This window comes from Sporichthya sp. (assembly GCF_013815995.1).
In the GTDB taxonomy this organism is placed as follows: domain Bacteria; phylum Actinomycetota; class Actinomycetes; order Sporichthyales; family Sporichthyaceae; genus Sporichthya.
The window spans coordinates 1-19212 of the sequence record NZ_JACDFE010000062.1 but is presented as its reverse complement, the minus strand read 5'-3'; the positions used below and the strand labels follow the sequence as shown (position 1 = coordinate 19212).

Genomic DNA, 19212 nt, shown 5'->3' with positions numbered 1-19212 from the left:
GTCCCGGACCGCGCCGGCCGCTGCGGCCGACGGCGGCTCCGACGACGGTTCCGACGACGGTGCCGAGGGGGCCCCCTACGAGCAGCGCGACCGCGGCGAGCGCCGCGAGCGCCAGCGCGACCGGCAGCGCAATCGCGGCGACCGCCCCGACGGCTCCGGCCCGGGCAACCGCGACAGCAACCGCGACAGCAACCGCGACAGCAACCGCGAGGGCAACCGGGACAACAACCGAGGTCAGCGCCCGAACCAGCGCGACGATTCGCGTCCGAACCAGCGCGACGATCAGCGCCCGAACCAGCGCGACGATCAGCGCCCGAACCAGCGCGACGATCAGCGCCCGAACCAGCGCCCGAACCAGCGCGACGATCAGCGCGACGACCAGCGCTTCAACCAGCGCGACGACCGGGACAACGGTCCGCGCGACGACGAGGACGACGACGGTGAGGGCGGCGGTCGCCGTCGCCGCCGCGGGCGCTACCGCGACCGCGCCCGTCCCACTCGCCCCGGCGGCCGGGGGCCCGGCGGCTACGAGCCGGCCGAGGTCGAGATCTCCGAGGACGACGTCCTGATCCCGGTCGCGGGCATCCTCGACATCCTCGACAACTACGCGTTCGTCCGGACCAGCGGCTACCTGCCGGGCCCGAACGACGTCTACGTCTCCCTCGCCCAGGTCCGCAAGTCCGGGCTGCGTAAGGGCGACGCGATCACCGGCGCCGTGCGCCAGCCGCACGACGGCGAGCGCCGGGAGAAGTTCAATGCCCTGGTTCGCCTGGACACCGTCAACGGCATGGACCCGGAGAAGGCGAAGGAGCGGACCGAGTTCAGCAAGCTGACTCCGCTCTATCCGCAGGACCGGCTGCGCCTGGAGCACGACGCGACGGCGCTCACCACCCGGGTCATCGACCTGGTCGCCCCGATCGGCAAGGGCCAGCGCGGCCTGATCGTCTCCCCGCCCAAGGCCGGCAAGACGATGGTGCTGCAGGCGATCGCGAACGCGATCACCCGCAACAACCCGGAGACCCACCTCATGGTCGTGCTCGTCGACGAGCGACCCGAGGAGGTCACCGACATGCAGCGCTCGGTGAAGGGTGAGGTCATCGCCTCGACCTTCGACCGCCCGGCCGAGGACCACACCACGATCGCCGAGCTGGCCATCGAGCGGGCCAAGCGCCTGGTCGAGCTCGGTCACGACGTGGTCGTCCTGCTCGACTCGATCACCCGGCTGGGCCGCGCCTACAACCTGGCGGCGCCGGCGTCCGGGCGCATCCTGTCCGGCGGCGTCGACTCGACCGCGCTCTACCCCCCGAAGCGCTTCTTCGGTGCCGCCCGCAACATCGAGGGCGGCGGCTCGCTGACGATCCTCGCCACCGCCCTGGTCGAGACCGGGTCCCGGATGGACGAGGTCATCTTCGAGGAGTTCAAGGGCACCGGGAACATGGAGCTCAAGCTCGACCGCAAGCTCGCGGACAAGCGGATCTTCCCCGCGGTGGACGTGGCCGCGTCCGGCACCCGCAAGGAAGAGCTGTTGATGTCCAAGGAGGAGCTGGCGATCGTCTGGAAGCTTCGCCGGGTGATGTCGGGCCTGGCCGACCAGCAGGCCATCGAGCTGCTGCTGGACCGGCTGAAGAAGTCCAAGACCAACATCGAGTTCCTCATGCAGGTGCAGAAGACCACCCCTGGCAGCGAGGCTGCCGGGGAGGAATGACGGGAGGAATGTCAGGACCCCATCCGGGGTTCTGGCAGACTGAACGGCCGGTTCCGGTTCACGTCGCGGCGTTCAGCCCCGGCGACCCGGAGTCAATGAGACACAGGAGCGCGTCATGAAGCCCGAGATCCACCCGAGCTACGGCAAGACCGAGGTCACCTGTACCTGCGGCGCCACGTTCGTCACCCGCAGCACCGCGCAGAACGGCATCATTCATGCCGACGTCTGCTCGCAGTGCCACCCCTTCTACACGGGCAAGCAGAAGATCCTCGACACCGGCGGCCGCGTGGCCCGGTTCGAGAAGCGCTTCGGCAAAAAGGCCTAGCTGCCCCGACGCCGGCGGTCTGCGGCACCCGACGGGCGCCTCGCTGCGTTGTCGTCGTCGCGGGTACAAAAACGGTACCCGCTTCCTCCTCCGCCTTGCGATGCATCCCGTCGGATCACCGCAGACAATCCCATCGCTAGGGCGGAGGAGGACGCGTGTTCGACACCGTCAACGAGCTGATCGATGAGTACGCCGACCTCGAGAAGCGGCTGGCCGACCCGGCCGTGCACGCAGACGCTGGAGCGGCCCGCAAGCTGGGCCGCCGCTACGCCGAGCTCGGCCCGATCGTGGCGACCCACCGGGCCTGGACGGCGATCGGCGAGGACCTCGCGGCGGCGACGGAGCTGGCCGCCGAGGACGATTCGTTCAAGGCTGAGATCCCCGAGCTCGCCGCCCGCCACGAGGAGTTCGCGGAGAAGCTGCGCCAGCTGCTGCTGCCCCGCGACCCCAACGACGGTAAGGACGTCATCCTCGAGGTCAAGGCCGGCGAGGGCGGGCAGGAGTCCGCGCTGTTCGCCGGGGACCTGCTGCGCATGTACCTGCGCTACGCCGAGCGTCGCGGCTGGAAGACCGAGATCCTCGATGCCACCGAGTCCGACCTGGGGGGCTACAAGGACGTCTCGATGGCGGTCAAGGCGCGGGCGTCCGACCCCGACGGGGTGTGGGACCGGCTCAAGTTCGAGGGCGGCGTCCACCGGGTGCAGCGCGTCCCGGTGACCGAGTCCCAGGGCCGTATCCACACCTCTGCGGCCGGCGTGCTGGTGCTGCCGGAGGCCGAGGAGGTGGAGGTCGAGCTCAACATGAACGACGTGCGCGTCGACGTCTTCCGCTCATCCGGCCCCGGCGGGCAGAGCGTCAACACCACCGACTCCGCGGTCCGGCTGACTCACCTCCCGACCGGCATCGTCGTGTCCTGCCAGAACGAGAAGAGCCAGCTCCAGAACAAGGAGCAGGCCCTGCGTATCCTGCGGGCCCGGCTGCTGGTGGCCGCGCAGGAGGAGGCGAACAAGGAGGCCGGCGAGCTGCGCAAGAGCCAGATCCGCACCGTCGACCGCTCCGAGCGCATTCGTACCTACAACTACGCGGAGAACCGGATCTCCGACCACCGGGTGAACTTCAAGGCCTACAACCTTGACCAGGTGCTCGACGGCGATCTGGAGGCGGTCATCGACGCCTGCATCGCGGGGGACCAGGCCGCGGCGCTGTCCGGCGACGACTGACGCAGCGGTCGAGCCACTGATGACGCCCCTTCGGCAGGCGATCGCCGCGGCTGCCGGTCGATTGACCGACGCCGGGGTCGCCTCCCCGCGCGCGGACGCGGAGGAACTGGCCGCGCATGTGCTCGGCGTCGGTCGCGGTGACCTGGTGCGCCACGAGGAGATCGACGGCGAGGCCTACACCGCGCTGGTTGAGGCCCGGGCCGCGCGCCGGCCGCTGCAGCACCTCACCGGGGTCGCGCACTTCCGGTACGTCACCCTCGAGGTCGGTACGGGAGTCTTCGTACCCCGCCCGGAGACCGAAGTGATGGTGGGTCAGATGGTCGAGGCGGCCCGGGCCCTGCCCGCGGGAGCGCTCGCCGTCGACCTGTGCAGCGGGTCCGGGGCGATTGCGCTGTGCCTGGCCACCGAGGTTCCCGGTCTGGTCGTGCACGCCGTCGAACTCGATCCGGGCGCGGTGGCGTGGGCCCGGCGCAACCTGGCCGGGAGCGGCGTGCTGCTCCACCAGGGTGACGCGGCCGACGCCCTGCCCGACCTCGACGGCACCGTCGACCTGGTGGTGTCCAACCCGCCCTACATCCCGCTGGTGGCTTGGGAATCGATCGCGGTCGAAGTCCGCGACCACGACCCGGCCCCGGCGCTGTGGGGCGGCGGCGACGACGGCCTGGACGTGGTGCGCGCGGTCGAGCGCACGGCCGGGCGACTGCTGCGCCCCGGTGGCCGGGTGGCCGTCGAGCATGCGGATGTGCAAGGTGAGGCAGTCGTGGAGATCTTCGCCCGCACCGGGCGCTGGTCCCAGGTGCGCGGACACCGCGACCTCACCGACCGGGACCGCTTTGTCACGGCGATTCGTGGGTAATTCGAGGAAATCTCAGTGGCCACACCGTTTGGCGCGCCGCCCGATCCGGGCCTAGCGTGTGCCCCCAGCGCTTGAACAGATGTCCCCGGATCACCAGCGAGAGGTCACCCCCGTGCCGCAGTCCTACGACTGCGCCGATCCCGACGCACGCGCGGCCGGCCTGGCCGCAGCCGGTGCTGCCGTCGGGGCCGGTCGACTCGTCGTCCTTCCCACCGACACCGTCTACGGCCTCGGTGCCGATGCCTTCACCGATTCCGCGGTGGCCGCCCTGCTGGCCGCCAAGGGCCGTGGGCGCGACATGCCGGTCCCGGTACTGATCGGCACCATGCGGACCCTGGACGGGATCGCCGCGCGGATCACCGACGCCGCCCGGGAGCTGGTCGAGGCGTTCTGGCCCGGCGGACTGACCATCGTGTGCCACCAGCAGCCCTCGTTGCGCTGGGACCTCGGCGACGCCGCGGGGACCGTCGCGGTCCGGATGCCGCTGCACCCGGTCGCGCTGGACCTGCTCAAGTCCACCGGCCCGATGGCGGTGAGCAGTGCCAACCGGACCGGGATGCCGCCGGCAACCTCGGCGATCGACGCCCGCAACCAGCTCGGCAACGACGTGGATGTCTACCTCGACGGGGGCCCGACGGAGGACTCGGTGCCGTCCACGATCGTGGACGTCACCGGAGCCCGGCCGCGGGTGCTTCGCCTCGGCCACATCAGCCTCGAGGACCTACGGTCCGTGGCCGAGGTGGATTACCACCCGGACAACGCGTGACGGCGGCGCGATTCAGCGTCCTCTTCGTCTCGACCGGGAACGTGTGCCGTTCCCCGCTTGCCGAGCGGATCCTCGGCACCCAGCTGGCGGCCACGTTCGGGGCTGACGCCGGCGCCTTCCGGTGCGAGAGCGCCGGGACCTGGGGGCATGTGGGGGCTTCGATGGAGCCACACGCGGCCGCGGTACTGCGCGAGCGCGGCGTCGACCCGGCCGGTTTCACCGCGCGCGAGCTCGGACCGAACCAGGTGCTGGCCGCCGACCTCATCCTGGGGGCGACCCGGGAGCACCGTGAGCAGGTCCGCCTGCTCGACCCGTACGCGGTGGGCCGGACGTTCAGCCTGGGCGAATTCAACCGCTTCGCCCGCTGGGTGGACCCGGCCACGCTCCCGACGGGCGATCCGGCCGGCCGCGCCCGCGTCCTGGTGGACCGGGTGGCGATGGCCCGGACCCCGCATCCCGGCCCCGGGCAGCCTGAGGACGACATCCCGGACCCGTTCGGAGCCCCCTTGCACGTGTTCCGGCTGTGCGCTGAAGCGATCGCCGACGGCCTCTTCACCCTGGTCGCCCATCTGAGCCCGGCGGCCACTGCCGGGCGTCACAGGCGCTCCACTGCCTGACTCTGTGAAATAAAGAAGCGTGCGCGAGTACCTGCTCACGTTGCTGGTCGCTGCCGCCGCCACGTATCTGACGACCGGGGTGGTCCGTCGGGCCGCCATCTCCGCCGGGGTGATGGCTGCGGTCCGCGACCGTGACGTCCATGCCGTCCCGACCCCCCGAATGGGTGGGGTCGCGATGCTGGTCGGGCTCGCGGCCGGCCTTGTGGTGGCCTCGGAGCTGCCGTTCCTGTCCCGGGAGTTGTTCGCCAACTCGCACGACCCGTGGGCTCTGCTGGCCGGGGCCGCGATCATCTGCGCGCTCGGGGTGGTCGACGACAAGTGGGGCTTGGACGCCGTCACCAAGCTGGCCGGTCAGGTGCTGGCGGCCGGGGTGATGGTCGTGATGGGCATCCAGATGACCTATCTGCCGGTCCCTGGCACCACGATCGTGCTGGATGCCAGCTCCGGCTTCCTGCTCTCGGTCCTCATCGTGGTGGCGACGATCAACGCGGTGAACTTCGTCGACGGCCTGGACGGCCTGCTCGCCGGGATCGCGTTGGTCTCGGCACTGGCGTTCTTCTCGTACACCTATCTGCTCTCGATCGAGCAGGACTTCGACCGCGCGATCTCGCCCTCCCTGTTCTCCGCCCTGCTGGCCGGGATCTGTCTGGGCTTCCTGCCGCACAACTTCTACCCAGCCCGGGTCTTCATGGGGGACTCCGGCTCGATGCTGATCGGGCTCGTCCTGGCCGCTTCGACGGTCAGCTTCGCCGGGCAGATCGACTTCGGCGCGGTGGAGTCCGAGGACGTCTCGCCGGCCCTGCTCCCGCTGATCCTGCCGTTCGCGGCCATCGCCGCCCCGTTCCTGGACCTGGTCCTGGCTGTGATCCGGCGCACCATGTCGGGCCGCTCGCCGTTCGCTCCGGACAAGCAACACCTGCACCACCGGTTGCTCGAGATCGGGCACTCGCACCGCGGCGCGGTGTTGATCATGTACTTCTGGTCGGCCCTGATCGCCTTCGGCGTGGTCGGACTTTCCCTGGTCAGCGCGCAGGCCTGGGCGCTGGTGCTGGTGGCGCTGCTGGTCATCGTCGGCCTCGTCCTGCTCCGCCTGCCGATCGGTCAGCGGGTCTCCGCACCGACCGGGAAACCCACGCCCTGAAGCCGGCTCGCCAGTAGCACCAGACCCGGTGTCCGGGAGTCGTCCGGACGGGTGGTAGTTTTTCGACCGGACGGACGCCTAGCCCCTGCCGGCGCCCGTCCATGCGGTGTCCTGAAGGAGGCGGCGTGGCCTCCGACTTTGAACCTTCAGACCAACGTTCGATCCGTGAGACAGCGCTCGCGCTGGCCGGGATCGGGATGTTGAACGCGGTTGCGGCCGTCGGTGGGTGTGCCCTCGGGTGGCTCGTCGATTCCCAGCTCGACACGACCCCGGTCTTCATCCTGCTCGGCCTGGTGCTCGGCCTGGCTTGCGGAGTTCTCGTCACGTGGCGAGACGTTTCGAACTACCTGCGGGCGAGCGAGTGATCGAGAGCGAGGTGGCATGGAGCGGGTAGGGCTGATGAAGGCCAGTTCCAGCTACAAGTTTTCGGTCCGCTTCGGCGCTGGGGTCGGACTGCTCGGGTTGATCTTCTGCATTGCCGTCGGCGAGACCAAGGTCGGCATCTTCGTCTGCATCGGGCTCGCGCTGGGCTGGCTGAACACCGCCATGGTCGTCTCGGCGACCGCGAAGTTCGCCAGTGAGAACGTCGGCATGGAGAACCCCAACAAGAAGAAGTTCATGGCGGCGGTGGTCAAGCGCCTGGCGCTGATCAGCATCATCGCCTTCTACCTGATGTACGCGTTCCGGCCTGAGGGCCTGGCGGTCCTGTTCGGGCTCGCCTTCTTCCAGTTCACGATCATCGGCAGCAGCGCCGGTGTTCTCTACCGTGAGGTGCGCTCCGGATGACCCGCTTGTCCGACGTGGTCGTTGCCGCCGAGATCGAGGTCGGCAAGCACCACAAGCTCTCCATCGGTGGCATCGAGGTCCACATCGACACCATCGCGACCACCTGCATCGCGGGCGCGATCGTGATCGGCATGGGCCTGTGGCTGGCCAAGACCGCGACCAGCGGCGTGCCCAGCAAGATCCAGCTGTTCTGGGAGGCCGTCGTCGGCTGGGTCCAGGGCGAGGTGAACAACGCCATGGGCAAGACCTCGCCGTTCGTCGTCCCGCTCGCCGTGACGCTGTTCTTCTTCATCCTGCTGTGCAACTGGGTCGCGCTGATCCCCGCGCACGAGTACCTGCCGCCGGCCACCGCGGACGTGAACCTGACGTACTCATTGGCCCTGGTCGTCATCATCTGGGTGCACATCAACGGCATCCGCAAGAAGGGCTCGAAGGCCTACTTCAGCCACTTCGTGCAGCCCTACAAGGCGCTGCTGCCGCTGAACATCGTCGAGGAGATCGTCAAGCCGTTCACGCTCGCGCTCCGACTCTTCGGCAACATCTTCTCCGGCGGCATCATGATCGCCCTGATCGGCCTGATGCCGATCTACATCGCGCCGTTCCCGAACGCGGTCTGGAAGCTCTTCGACATGGGCATCGGTGTCATCCAGGCCTTCATCTTCGCCCTGCTGACCATCCTCTACTTCGGGATGGCCTCGGCCGGGCACGGTGACCATGACCACGACGGTGCCGAGGACCACGGTCATGACGCGCACGACCCCCGCGAGGACGCCGGCAAGGAACTCGCGGCGGCCCACTAAGACTTCCGGGGCCCAACTTTCCGGGACCCGGGGCAACCGCAGCACCCCCCACACAGCGAAGGATTAGGTACATGGCAACCGATGCAGAGCTCTCGGCCGAGGCAATCAAGGTCGCGGGCGGACTTATCGGCGGTGGCCTGGCACTGGGCGGCGGCGCTATCGGCGCGGCCATCGGTGACGGTCTTGCCGGTTCGGCGACCATCTCCGGTGTCGCCCGTCAGCCGGAGGCGCAGAGCCGCCTGTTCACGATCTTCTTCCTGACGGTCGGTCTGTGTGAGGCGGCGTACTTCATCAACCTCGCCTTCATGGCCCTGTTCGTCTTCGTCATCGGGAAGTAGCCGATCGTGCTGCGTCTGGCCTACGGCATCCTCACGTCGGAAAGCGGCGAAGGAGTTGTGGAAGAGGAAGAAGACGACATCTTCCTCGTCCCCAACGCGACCATGCTGGTCGAGCTCGTTCTCTTCGCGGTTGTTCTGTTCGTCGTCTGGAAGTTCGTTGTCCCGCCGGTCGCGGCCGCCATGGCCGAGCGGCAGGAGAAGATCGCCCGGCAGAACGCGGACACCGAGGCGGCCACGCGCAAGCTGGCCGAGGCCCAGGCGGCCTACGAGAACGCCATGGCCGACGCCCGGGCGGAGTCCAACCGCCTGCGCGAGGAAGCGCGGGCGCAGCACAAGGCGATCGTGGACGAGGCCGCTGCGGCGGCCCAGGCCCGGGCGGACGAGATCACCGCGGCCACCCGAGCCCAGTTGGCCGCGGAGCGCGATCGTGCGCTGGCCTCGTTGCAGTCCGACGTAGCCGGTCTCGCCGGCCAGTTGGCCGACCGGGTCGTGGGGGAGCAGGTATGAACGTCACAGACGCCGCGACCATGAACGACGTGATCCTCGCCTCCGGCGGGGCCAAGGGCCCGATCATCGAGCTCGTCGGCTTCGCGCTCATCCTGATCGTGCTGGCGCGGTGGATCGTTCCGTTGGCGCGCAAGCAGATGGGCGCCCAGCAGGAGCGGATCGCCAAGCAGCTGGCGGACAGCGAGCTGGCCGGCCAGAAGCTGGCCGAGGCCCAGACCTCGTACGACAACGCGGTCACCGAAGCACGCGCCGAGGCCGAGAAGCTCAAGGCCGACGCCCGGGAGCAGAACAAGGCGATCGTGGCCGAGGCCGCGGCCGCTGCGCAGGCTCGGGCCGACGACATCACCGCCCGCGCCGCTGAGGCCCTCGAGGCCGAGCGGGTGTCCGCAGTCCGCTCGCTGCAGGCCGAGATCGCCACCCTCGCGGTGGAGCTCGCTGAGCAGCAGGTCCTGGCCGCCCTGCAGAACGACGCCGTGCAGCGTCGCGTCACCGACCGGTTCCTCGCCGAGCTCGAGGGCGGCTCCGTCGCCAGTTCCAACGGGAGCCTCAACGAGCCGGCAGCGGCAGCGCCGGCCGCTCCGTCCCAGGGAGGACTGTTCTAGTGAGGGGTGCGTCTAGGACCGCCCTCGGCGTTGCGGTCGCCCGCTTCGACGAGATCACCCGTGGGTTGGACGCCGGTTCGCTGGCCCGTCTTTCCGACGACCTGTTCGCCGTGCTGCACGTCGTGGACACCGAGCACATCCTGCGCCGTTCGCTGTCCGACCCGAGCCGCCCCGGCTCGGCGAAGACCGAGGTCGCGCAGGTGCTGTTCTCCGGCAAGGTCTCGGCCGAGGCCCTCGACATTGTCTCCAAGCTCGTGGCCGAGCGCTGGTCGCGGCCGGGCGAGATGGCTGACGGGCTGGAGAACCTGGCCGTCCTCGCCGAGATCGCCCGCGCTGACGCGGACGGAATCGTGGACGAGCTCGAGGACGAGCTGTTCCGTTTCGGCCGGATCGTCGAGAGCGGGCCGGCGCTTCGTACCGCCCTGGTCGACCAGGCGGTGCCGGCCGAACGCAAGGTCGAGCTGGTCCGCGGGCTGCTGGCCGGCAAGGCCACCGAAGCCACCCAGCGTCTGATCGCCGAGGTCGTCGCCCACCCGCGCGGCCGTTCGCCGGAGCGGGCCATCGCAGCGCTCGGCAAGGCGGTCAGTGACCGCCGCCGTCGCCTGGTGGCGATCGTGCGCTCGGCGGTCGCGCTGGACCCGCAGGAGAAGGAGCGGCTGGCGCGCGCGCTGGCCGGGATCTACGGCCATGACGTTCAGGTCAAGGCCGAGGTCGACCCGTCGGTGCTGGGCGGCATGTCCGTCCAGGTCGGCGACGAACTCGTGGACGGAACCATCGCCGGTCGGCTCGACCGGCTCAAGCGGCGCTTCGAGCGCTGAGCGTTTCTGCGCACCGACAAGCCACTCGAACGCCGAGCAGTAACAGGAATTAGGGAGACGAAGGACATGGCGGAGCTGACGATCCGGCCGGACGAGATCCGGGAGGCGCTGGAGCGCTTCGTTTCGGGTTATTCGCCCGACGCGCCCACCCGCGACGAGGTCGGCACGGTGATCGAGTGCGGTGACGGCATCGCCCGCGTCGAGGGTCTGCCCTCGACGATGGCCAACGAGATCCTCGAGTTCGAGGACGGCACCCGCGGCCTGGCCCAGAACCTCGATGTCCGCGAGATCGGCGTCGTCATCCTCGGTGAGTCGTCCAACATCGCGGAGGGCCAGCAGGTCCGCCGCACCGGCGAGGTCCTCTCGGTCCCGGTGGGCGACGCCTACCTCGGCCGCGTCGTCGACTCCCTGGGCAACCCGCTCGACGGCCTCGGCGCGCTGGAGACCACCGAGCGCCGCATCCTCGAGCTGCAGGCCCCCTCGGTCGTCCAGCGCCAGCCGGTCACCGAGCCGCTGCAGACCGGCATCAAGGCCATCGACGCGATGACCCCGATCGGACGCGGCCAGCGCCAGCTGATCATCGGTGACCGTCAGACCGGCAAGACCACGATCGCGGTCGACACGATCCTGAACCAGAAGGCCAACTGGGACTCGGGCGACCCGAAGAAGCAGGTCCGCTGCGTCTACGTCGCGATCGGCCAGAAGGGCTCGACGATCGCGAACATCCGGCAGGTCCTCGCGGACGCCGGCGCCTTGGAGTACACGACGATCGTCGCGGCCCCGGCCTCGGACCCGGCCGGTTACAAGTACATCGCCCCGTACACCGGATCCTCCATCGGCCAGCACTGGATGTACCAGGGCAAGCACGTCCTGATCGTCTTCGACGACCTGTCCAAGCAGGCCGACGCCTACCGCGCCGTCTCGCTGCTGCTGCGCCGCCCGCCGGGCCGTGAGGCCTTCCCGGGTGACGTTTTCTACCTCCACTCGCGCCTCCTCGAGCGTTGCGCCAAGCTTTCGGACGAGCTGGGCGCCGGCTCGATGACCGGCCTGCCGATCATCGAGACCAAGGGCAACGACGTCTCGGCCTACATCCCGACCAACGTCATCTCGATCACCGACGGCCAGGTCTTCCTCGAGTCCGACCTGTTCAACGCCGGTGTCCGCCCGGCCATCAACGTCGGTGTCTCGGTCTCCCGCGTCGGTGGCGCTGCGCAGGTCAAGGCGATGAAGGCGGTCGCGGGCACCCTGCGTCTGGCCCTCTCGCAGTACCGCGACCTGGAGGCCTTCGCGGCCTTCGCCTCCGACCTGGACGCGGCCTCCCGCGCCCAGCTGGAGCGCGGTGCGCGCATGATCGAGCTGCTCAAGCAGCCGCAGTTCAGCCCGTTCTCGGTCGACCGCCAGGTCGCCTCGATCTGGGCCGGCACCACGGGCCAGCTCGACGAGGTCCCGGTGGTGGACATCCGCCGCTTCGAGGACGAGTTCCTGGAGTACCTGACCCTGAAATTCAAGGGCACCCTGGACAGCATCCGCGAGACCGGCAAGCTCTCGGACGACGACCTGTCGGTCTTCAAGGAAGCCATCGACCAGTTCAAGAAGGGCTTCACCACCTCCGCCGGTCAGTCGCTCACCAAGGAGGCCGCAGTGGCCTCCATGGACGATGAGGACGTCGACCAGGAGAAGATCACCAAGGTGAAGAAGGCCTAGCGAATGGGCGCCCAACTTCGGATCTACCGCCAGCGAATCCGGTCGGTGAAATCGACCGCGAAGATCACGCGGGCGCAGGAGCTCATCGCTTCCTCGCGCATCATCAAGGCGCAGCAGCGCACGGTGGCAGCGCAGCCGTACGCCCGGGCGATCACCCGCGCGGTCACCGCGCTGGTGAGCCAGGCCGGCACGGTCGACCACCCGCTGCTGACCGAGAAAAAGGCGAGCCCCACCCGCTCGGCCGTCGTGCTGCTCACCTCCGACCGCGGCTTCGCCGGTGGCTTCAACGCCAACGTGCTCCGCGAGGGCGAGGCCTTGAACAGCCTGCTCCGTGACGAGGGCAGCGAGGTCGTGCCTTACGTCGCCGGGCGCAAGGGCACCACCTGGTACAAGTTCCGCAACCGGAAAATGGCCGGGGAGTGGACCGGGTTCTCCGACCGGCCGACCTACGAGGACGCGAAGGCCATCGCCGAGACCGTCATCGAGGCCTTCAAGACCCCGACCGACGAGGGCGGCGTGGATGAGATCCACCTCGTCTACACCGAGTTCGTCTCGATGCTGACCCAGCGGGTCGTGGTTCGGCGGATCCTTCCCCTCGAGGTCGAGGAGGTCGACGAGGCCACGCACTCGGCGACCGCCGACAGCGGTGGCCCGATCCCGCAGTACGACTACGAGCCCGACGAGGAAGAGGTGCTCGACGCGTTGCTGCCGCGGTACGTCGAGAGCCGCTTCTACTACGCGCTGCTCACGTCCGCAGCCTCGGAGTTCGCCGCGCGCCGACGCGCGATGAAGTCCGCCACGGACAACGCCAACGAGCTGGTCGACCTCCTCACGCGGTCGGCCAACCAGGCCCGGCAGGCCGAGATCACCCAGGAAATCAGCGAGATCGTCGGTGGGGCCAACGCGCTCGCCGATGCATCCGCCGGAAGCGAATAAGGGACTAGGACGAGATGACTGCTACCGCTCCTGAGCAATCCACTGCTGGCACGACCGCCACCGGCCGGGTCGCCCGCGTCATCGGCCCGGTCGCCGACGTGGAGTTCCCCGCGGGCTCCATGCCCGCCATCTACAACGCCCTCAAGGTCGACGTGACCTTGGGTGGCGTGACCTCCACGCTGACCCTCGAAGTCGCGCTGCACCTGGGGGACAACCTGGTCCGCGCGGTCTCGCTGAACCCGACCGACGGCCTGACCCGCGGAGCCCCGGTGACCGACACCGGCGCGCCGATCTCGGTGCCGGTCGGCGACGTGACCAAGGGCCACGTCTGGAACACGATCGGCGAGTCGCTGGACGTGCCGACCGCCAGCCTCAACATCACCGAGCGCTGGCCGATCCACCGTCAGCCGCCGCCCTTCGACCAGCTCGAGTCGCGCACCGAGATCCTCGAGACCGGCATCAAGGTCATCGACCTGCTGACCCCGTACGTCAAGGGCGGCAAGATCGGCCTGTTCGGTGGTGCCGGTGTCGGCAAGACCGTTTTGATCCAGGAGATGATCCGCCGCGTCGCCCAGGAGTTCGGTGGCGTCTCCTGCTTCGCTGGCGTCGGCGAGCGCACCCGTGAGGGCAACGACCTCTTCCTGGAGATGTCCGAGTCCGGCGTCATCAACTCGACCGCCCTGTGCTTCGGCCAGATGGACGAGCCGCCGGGCACGCGTCTTCGCGTCGCGCTGACCGCGCTGACGATGGCGGAGTACTTCCGCGACGTGCAGAAGCAGGACGTGCTGCTCTTCATCGACAACATCTTCCGCTTCACCCAGGCCGGTTCCGAGGTCTCGACCCTGCTCGGCCGCATGCCGTCGGCCGTCGGCTACCAGCCGACCCTGGCCGACGAGATGGGTGTTCTGCAGGAGCGCATCACCTCGACGCGTGGCCGCTCGATCACCTCGATGCAGGCGATCTACGTCCCCGCCGACGACATCACCGACCCGGCGCCGCACAACGCGTTCGCCCACCTCGACGCGACCACGGTGCTCTCCCGCGCGATCACGGAGAAGGGCATCTACCCGGCCGTCGACCCGCTCGACTCGACCTCCCGCATCCTGGACCCGCAGATCGTCGGCGAGGAGCACTACCAGGTCGCGCAGTCGGTCAAGCGGCTCCTGCAGAAGTACAAGGAACTGCAGGACATCATCGCCATCCTCGGTATCGACGAGCTCTCCGAAGAGGACAAGGTCGCGGTCAACCGGGCCCGTCGCATCGAGCGCTTCCTCTCGCACCCGATGTTCGTGGCCGAGGCCTTCACCGGCCAGCCGGGCGTCTTCGTCCCGCTGACCGAGACCGTCTCCTCCTTCAAGGCGCTGGTGGCCGGCGAGTTCGACCACCTGCCCGAGCAGGCGTTCTTCATGTGCGGTGGAGTCGAGGACGTCGAGAAGAAGGCGAAGGAACTCGCCCGTGGCTGACACCCTCCAGGTCGACGTCGTCGCCCCGGACCGCAATGTGTACCGCGGTCCGGCGACGATCGTCATCGCGCGCACGCTCGAGGGCGAGCTCGGCATCCTGAAGGGCCACGTCCCCGTGCTCGGTGTGCTGGAGGCGGGCTCGGTCACCATCCGGACCCCGGACGGCGAGACCGTCACGGCCGCCGTTCACGGCGGCTTCATCTCGGTGGCCGACGATGTGGTGTCGATCCTGGCCGAGACGGCCGAGCTCGGCACCGACATCGACGTCTCGCGCGCCCAGCGTGCGCTGGACAAGGCCAAGTCGGACGGTGAGCCGGAGGGCGACGCGGCCAAGCGGGCCTTGGCCCGCCTGCGGGCCGCCGGCCGGGAGGCCTGAGCCGCACGCGCCGGCGGCGAGGGGAGGGCCGATGCTGATACTCGACATCGTCATCGGCCTGCTCGCCCTCGTCGGTCTGGCGATGCTCGCCCTGACCGTGCGCCGGTTGGCTCTGCAGCGCCCGGTGGGCACCTTCGCCTGCTCGTTGCGTCTGGGTGAGCACCCGGACGGCGACGGCTGGTCCTACGGCATCGGTCGCTATCACGGCGACCGCGTCGAGTGGTTCCCGATCTTCAGCTTGGCCTGGAAGCCGCGGCACCTGCTGACCCGCCGGCGCCTGGTCGTGCGCCACCGCCGCGAGCCGGCGCCGATGGAGACGCACTCCATCCCCGTCGGGTCCGTCGTCATGGTCTGCTCGCTCGGCGAGGACTCGCTCGAGCTCGCGATGAGTCACGGCGCCCTGACGGGCTTTCTGTCCTGGGCGGAGTCCGCTCCGCCTAAGGACCCGATGGTCGCCTAGGCCCCGCGCGCCAGTCCGCCGCTGTCGCGGCGACCCTCGGGGGACCGCGGGCCGGCTCCGCCGGCACCGCGTTCGGGGGACAGGCTCCCGCTCGCTGCGCTCGCTTTTCGCGTGTCCTTCGGCCACGCGGGTCGCTTTTAGCCCCCTCACGCGGCACCGGCTGCGCCGGCCCGCGCTCCGCGTTTCCCTTGGTGCCTAGCGGTTCGCGCCGGGGACCCAGAGGATGTCGCCGTCGGGGTTCGCCACCCGGCCGAGGATGAAGAGCAGGTCGGAGAGGCGGTTGAGGTACTTGGCCGGGAGCTTGCTGGTGGTCTCGGGGTGGGCCTCGTAGGCGGCCCAGGCGGAGCGTTCGGCGCGGCGGCTGACGGTGCGGGCGACGTGCAGGAGCGCGGCGCCCTTGGTGCCGCCCGGGAGGATGAAGCTCTTCAGCGTCGGCAGGGCGTCGTTGTACTTGTCGCAGGCGGCCTCTAGGCGCTCGATGTCCTCCTCCGCGATCCGCAGCGGGGGATAGGCCGGGTTCTCCACGATGGGGTTGCACAGGTCGGCGCCGACGTCGAAGAGGTCGTTCTGGATGCGGACCAGCAGCTCGACGAGGTCGGGGGAGAGCCCGCCCATGGCCACCGCGACGCCGATCGTGCTGTTGGCCTCGTCGACGTCGGCGTAGGCCGCGAGCCGGGGGTCGTTCTTCGACGTCCGGCTGAAGTCGCCCAGCGCCGTCGTGCCGTCGTCGCCGGTCTTGGTGTAGATCCGCGTCAGGTTGACCATGATCGGAAGCGTAGACGCCCTCATGCGGCGACCTGCCGGGCCGCCGCGACGTGGTGGCGGAACCAGTCGCTGACGAACCGATCGGTGGGGTCGTACCGGCGCTTGTGCGCGAGGAACTCCCCGAATTGCGGGTAGCAGGCGGCGAGCTGATCCGGTCGGGCCCATCGGTGGTAGGTCAGGTAGTAGCTGCCGTCGCGCACGATCGCCTCGTCGATCAGGTTGCGGAAGGCGGCCGCGGACCGTTCGAGGCCGGCCGGGGAGTGCTCGGTGTGCAGGTTGAGCACGATGCAGGCGTAGTTCTGCCGGGCCCAGGGCAGGAAGGTGTGCCGGTCCTGCTCGATGAAGCGCACGGTGCCGTAGATCGGGTCCGCGCCGTCACGCCGCAGGGACTCGGCGGCGGCCGCCATGAAATCGGTGAGCCGGTGCCGCGGCACGTAGACCTCGCTGATCATCTCAGTGCCGCGCGGCCCGGCGGGCAGCCGGGCGTCCAGGTCCTCGTGGTACTCGTCGAGGTACACCGCGAGCTGGAGCAGGTCGGACCAGTAGAGCTGGCCCGAGGTCGCCAGGTAGTGGTCGGCGTAGGCCTCGTAGGCGCGCGCCTTGTCGACGTGGGCGAGCAGGAGCATGGTCTGCCAGTCCTCGGCGGTGAAGGCCCGCTGATTCTCCGGGATGGGCCGGTCCAGCTCGACCGGGCGGTAACACGAGAAGACCCCGCGGTGCAGGAAGTCCGGCGAGAGGGGATCGATCGCGAACTGGAAGTCCCCGTACCGGTAGCCGTCGGCGGTGCGCGTCTCGATCGCCTCGACCAGCTCGGGGACGGTCGCGATCGAGACCACCCGCTCCAGTTTCTGGCGCCGCGTCAGACGCAGCGTGACCGTCGCGATCGCGCCGAACAGGCCGTAACCGCCGAGCACGAGGGAGAACAGCTGGGAGTGGGTGATGCGGCTGCACTCGAGCAGCGAACCGTCGGCGGTGACCAGGCGCAGCGACTCGACGTCATCGGCGATCGGCGCCATCCCCAGGCCACGGCCGTGCGCGTTGGCCGAGATCGAACCGCCGACCGTGAAGTGGTTCGCGCCGGTCTGCTTCTGGGCGATCGTCCATTGTTCGTAGCACCCTTGCTGGCGGTCCAGCAGGTCCTCGACGAGCTCGGGCCACTGAATGCCGGCCTCGACCTCGACCAGGCCGCGGTCGGCGTCGAAGTCGAGCACGCGGTTCATGCCGCGGCTGTCCAGTACCCGGCCGCCGGTGACGAACTGCTGTCCGCCCATCGCGTGGCGGCCACCGGCCACGATGACCGGCTCCGGCCCGCTGGTGACGGCTCGGCGCAACTGCTCGGTGGAGGTCACCTCGACCAGGGCGGCGGGCCGGCTCGGGTTCAGCCGGGAGTGAATGTCGTTGAGGATCATCGGGTGCTCCGGGCCTCGAAGCGGGCGAGCACCGGAAGGCAGACCGTGCCGAGCACGTCGAGGATGGCCAGCGACCCGAGCAGGCGCCAGTAGGCGCCGTGGTCCCAGACCTCGGTGTGGACCAGGGGAGCGGCGACCAGGACGGCGACGAAGGTCATCGTGGTCAGGGTCGCGGCCCGGACGGCGGTGATCGGGCCCGAACCGGCCAGGTCGATCCGCAGCAGCAGGGCGGCGTGGGCCAGTGCGACCGCGACGATGCCGGCCAGGAAGAAGCCGCGGGCGAGCAGGAACATGGTGTCGTCGGGCATCTCGTCGCCGACGGACCAGATCAGGAACAGGCCTTGGGCGAGGGCGGTGCAGGCGGTCGAGATGCCGGCCGTGCCCACCGAGCGGAACCTGGTGTCCAGCACGCTCACGGCGATCAGAGACAACATGCAGAAGATCCCGACCAGCAGGGTCGAGGTCAGGATGCGGACCCCGGTGGAGCTGAAGGAGCCGACCAGCACGGCGTAGATGCCGATGGCCGCAGTGCCGCTCAAGCAGGTGAGCAGACCGCGGACGAAGAAGGGTTTGAGCCCTCCGGGGCGGATGGAGACCGGGGCGATGGGTTCGGTGATCGTCATGTATCGAGAGTCGCGCCGCGCGGGTCCCGTGCCATCGGCGTGCGTACTCGACTGCGGCTAGGTACAGGTACTCAGCCGGCCCGCCGCCATGATGTTCGGGTGACCGCCAACGGCAGCGCCGAGAGCAGGGCCGACGGCAACGTGCTCTGGCGTGCGCTTCCGGCGGCCCGGGCCGTGCTGCTCGGCTACGCGCTGACCGTCAATGCGGTGCACACCGACGACTACAGCCGGGCCTGGCTGGCCTGGGTGGTGCTGGGCCTGCTCTCGGCCTGGACGCTGCTCGCGCCCTGGGTTTACGCGGCGCCGGCGCGCCGGGCGGCGGCGATCGGGACCGAGTTCGGCCTCGCCCTCGGCGGCCTGCTGCTCACGCCCACCGCGCAGGGCTCCGAGATCGGCGGTGACGTGCCCTCGGTCCCGAGCTTCTGGCTGGCGGCCCCGGTGCTCGCTGCCGCGGTGCAGTGGGAGTGGCGCGGCGGGCTGGTCGCCGGGGTGATCGGCTCCGGCACGGACATCGCCGTCGACGCGAGCACCAACTCCGATGACCGGATCGGCAGCGGCACAGCGGCGAACGTCTTCCTGCTGCTGGTCGCGGGGCTGGTGGTCGGCTACGCGGCCGGCCTGTTGCGGATCAATGCCCAGGTCCGGGCCGAGGTGGTGGCGGCGCAGGCGGCGACCGCGGAACGCGAGCGCCTGGCCCGGGCGGTGCACGACGGTGTCCTGCAGGCGCTGGCCTGGGTGCAGCGTCGCGGTGCCGAAATCGGCGGCGAGGCCGCGGAACTGGCTGCGGTGGCCGGCGAGCAGGAGGTGGCCCTGCGCGGGTTGATCCGCGGTGGTCCGGGCGCCGGTGCCACCGGCGGGGCCGCGGACCTCTGCGCCATGCTGAACCTGTGCGCGACGACGTCGATCTCGGTGGCCACCCCCGGCTCGGCGGTCCCGCTGCCGGTGCCGGCCGCGAGCGAACTGGTGGCCGCGGTGCAGGCGGCTCTGGACAACAC

General features: G+C 69.7%; 23 protein-coding genes. 20 read left to right on the top strand and 3 right to left on the bottom strand.

The annotated features are described in order from the left end of the window. The 19 genes from rho to H0X00_RS09270 form a co-directional block, all read left to right on the top strand. Positions 1 to 1705 (top strand): transcription termination factor Rho (gene rho, locus H0X00_RS09360; protein ID WP_293769363.1); only part of this gene is annotated, 1705 nt, incomplete at its 5' end. A 115-nt stretch (positions 1706 to 1820) separates the two neighbouring features. After that, positions 1821 to 2030, top strand: coding sequence for a 50S ribosomal protein L31 (rpmE, locus tag H0X00_RS09355; RefSeq protein WP_293769361.1), 210 nt, complete (start codon positions 1821 to 1823; stop codon positions 2028 to 2030). Between the two features lie 155 nt (positions 2031 to 2185). Further along, positions 2186 to 3250: a peptide chain release factor 1 gene (gene prfA, locus H0X00_RS09350; RefSeq protein WP_293769359.1), complete on the top strand. Its 1065-nt coding sequence runs from the start codon at positions 2186 to 2188 to the stop codon at positions 3248 to 3250. A gap of 19 nt (positions 3251 to 3269) precedes the next feature. Then, positions 3270 to 4106: a peptide chain release factor N(5)-glutamine methyltransferase gene (prmC, locus tag H0X00_RS09345; RefSeq protein WP_293769357.1), complete on the top strand. Its 837-nt coding sequence runs from the start codon at positions 3270 to 3272 to the stop codon at positions 4104 to 4106. Positions 4107 to 4218: 112 nt separating this feature from the next. Further along, positions 4219 to 4872 carry an L-threonylcarbamoyladenylate synthase gene (locus H0X00_RS09340; RefSeq protein ID WP_293769355.1) on the top strand — a complete coding sequence of 218 codons (654 nt, stop codon included), beginning with the start codon at positions 4219 to 4221 and terminating at the stop codon, positions 4870 to 4872. Beyond that, on the top strand, positions 4869 to 5489 hold the full coding sequence (locus H0X00_RS09335; RefSeq protein WP_293769353.1) for a hypothetical protein: 621 nt from the start codon (positions 4869 to 4871) through the stop codon (positions 5487 to 5489). The genes H0X00_RS09340 and H0X00_RS09335 overlap by 4 nt, the downstream gene beginning before the upstream one ends. A 19-nt stretch (positions 5490 to 5508) precedes the next feature. After that, positions 5509 to 6630 (top strand): MraY family glycosyltransferase, encoded by a 1122-nt coding sequence (locus H0X00_RS09330; RefSeq protein WP_293769351.1) that lies wholly within the window; start codon positions 5509 to 5511, stop codon positions 6628 to 6630. A 125-nt stretch (positions 6631 to 6755) separates the two neighbouring features. Beyond that, positions 6756 to 6995 (top strand): AtpZ/AtpI family protein, encoded by a 240-nt coding sequence (locus tag H0X00_RS09325; protein ID WP_293769349.1) that lies wholly within the window; start codon positions 6756 to 6758, stop codon positions 6993 to 6995. Positions 6996 to 7011: 16 nt separating this feature from the next. Further along, on the top strand, positions 7012 to 7416 hold the full coding sequence (locus H0X00_RS09320; protein ID WP_293769347.1) for a hypothetical protein: 405 nt from the start codon (positions 7012 to 7014) through the stop codon (positions 7414 to 7416). Continuing rightward, the gene (gene atpB, locus H0X00_RS09315) at positions 7413 to 8216 is read left to right on the top strand and encodes a F0F1 ATP synthase subunit A (protein ID WP_293769345.1); all 804 of its coding nucleotides are present in this window, start codon (positions 7413 to 7415) and stop codon (positions 8214 to 8216) included. The genes H0X00_RS09320 and atpB overlap by 4 nt, the downstream gene beginning before the upstream one ends. Positions 8217 to 8287: 71 nt before the next feature. Beyond that, positions 8288 to 8554 (top strand): F0F1 ATP synthase subunit C, encoded by a 267-nt coding sequence (locus H0X00_RS09310; RefSeq protein WP_019876292.1) that lies wholly within the window; start codon positions 8288 to 8290, stop codon positions 8552 to 8554. A gap of 6 nt (positions 8555 to 8560) precedes the next feature. Beyond that, entirely contained in the window at positions 8561 to 9061 is a 501-nt protein-coding gene (gene atpF, locus H0X00_RS09305) for a F0F1 ATP synthase subunit B (protein ID WP_293769342.1), read from the top strand. After that, complete coding sequence (locus tag H0X00_RS09300) at positions 9058 to 9663, top strand: hypothetical protein (protein WP_293769340.1); 606 nt, start codon at positions 9058 to 9060, stop codon at positions 9661 to 9663. Before atpF ends, H0X00_RS09300 begins: the two co-directional genes overlap by 4 nt. Further along, positions 9663 to 10481 (top strand): F0F1 ATP synthase subunit delta, encoded by an 819-nt coding sequence (locus H0X00_RS09295; RefSeq protein ID WP_293769338.1) that lies wholly within the window; start codon positions 9663 to 9665, stop codon positions 10479 to 10481. The genes H0X00_RS09300 and H0X00_RS09295 overlap by 1 nt, the downstream gene beginning before the upstream one ends. A gap of 66 nt (positions 10482 to 10547) precedes the next feature. Beyond that, positions 10548 to 12185 carry a F0F1 ATP synthase subunit alpha gene (gene atpA, locus H0X00_RS09290; protein WP_293769336.1) on the top strand — a complete coding sequence of 546 codons (1638 nt, stop codon included), beginning with the start codon at positions 10548 to 10550 and terminating at the stop codon, positions 12183 to 12185. A gap of 3 nt (positions 12186 to 12188) precedes the next feature. Next, positions 12189 to 13121, top strand: coding sequence for a F0F1 ATP synthase subunit gamma (locus H0X00_RS09285; protein ID WP_293769334.1), 933 nt, complete (start codon positions 12189 to 12191; stop codon positions 13119 to 13121). Positions 13122 to 13135: 14 nt separating this feature from the next. Beyond that, on the top strand, positions 13136 to 14584 hold the full coding sequence (gene atpD, locus H0X00_RS09280; RefSeq protein WP_293769332.1) for a F0F1 ATP synthase subunit beta: 1449 nt from the start codon (positions 13136 to 13138) through the stop codon (positions 14582 to 14584). Beyond that, positions 14577 to 14960, top strand: a complete 384-nt coding sequence (locus H0X00_RS09275) for a F0F1 ATP synthase subunit epsilon (protein WP_293769330.1) — start codon at positions 14577 to 14579, stop codon at positions 14958 to 14960. The genes atpD and H0X00_RS09275 overlap by 8 nt, the downstream gene beginning before the upstream one ends. Positions 14961 to 14991: 31 nt before the next feature. Then, complete coding sequence (locus H0X00_RS09270) at positions 14992 to 15420, top strand: DUF2550 domain-containing protein (RefSeq protein WP_293769328.1); 429 nt, start codon at positions 14992 to 14994, stop codon at positions 15418 to 15420. Between the two features lie 195 nt (positions 15421 to 15615). Here H0X00_RS09270 and H0X00_RS09265 read toward each other — a convergent pair whose 3' ends face one another. From H0X00_RS09265 to H0X00_RS09255, 3 genes are read right to left on the bottom strand one after another with little or no spacing between them, the layout of a single operon-like run. Next, a complete protein-coding gene (locus tag H0X00_RS09265) occupies positions 15616 to 16188 on the bottom strand; it encodes a cob(I)yrinic acid a,c-diamide adenosyltransferase (RefSeq protein WP_367186519.1) in 573 nt (190 codons plus the stop codon). Positions 16189 to 16205: 17 nt separating this feature from the next. Further along, positions 16206 to 17594 carry an FAD-binding oxidoreductase gene (locus H0X00_RS09260; RefSeq protein WP_293769324.1) on the bottom strand — a complete coding sequence of 463 codons (1389 nt, stop codon included), beginning with the start codon at positions 17592 to 17594 and terminating at the stop codon, positions 16206 to 16208. Beyond that, positions 17591 to 18217, bottom strand: coding sequence for a hypothetical protein (locus H0X00_RS09255; RefSeq protein WP_293769322.1), 627 nt, complete (start codon positions 18215 to 18217; stop codon positions 17591 to 17593). Before H0X00_RS09255 ends, H0X00_RS09260 begins: the two co-directional genes overlap by 4 nt. Before the next feature lie 99 nt (positions 18218 to 18316). Between H0X00_RS09255 and H0X00_RS09250 the strand changes: the two genes are divergently transcribed. Next, positions 18317 to 19212 (top strand): DUF5931 domain-containing protein (locus H0X00_RS09250; RefSeq protein WP_293769320.1); only part of this gene is annotated, 896 nt, incomplete at its 3' end.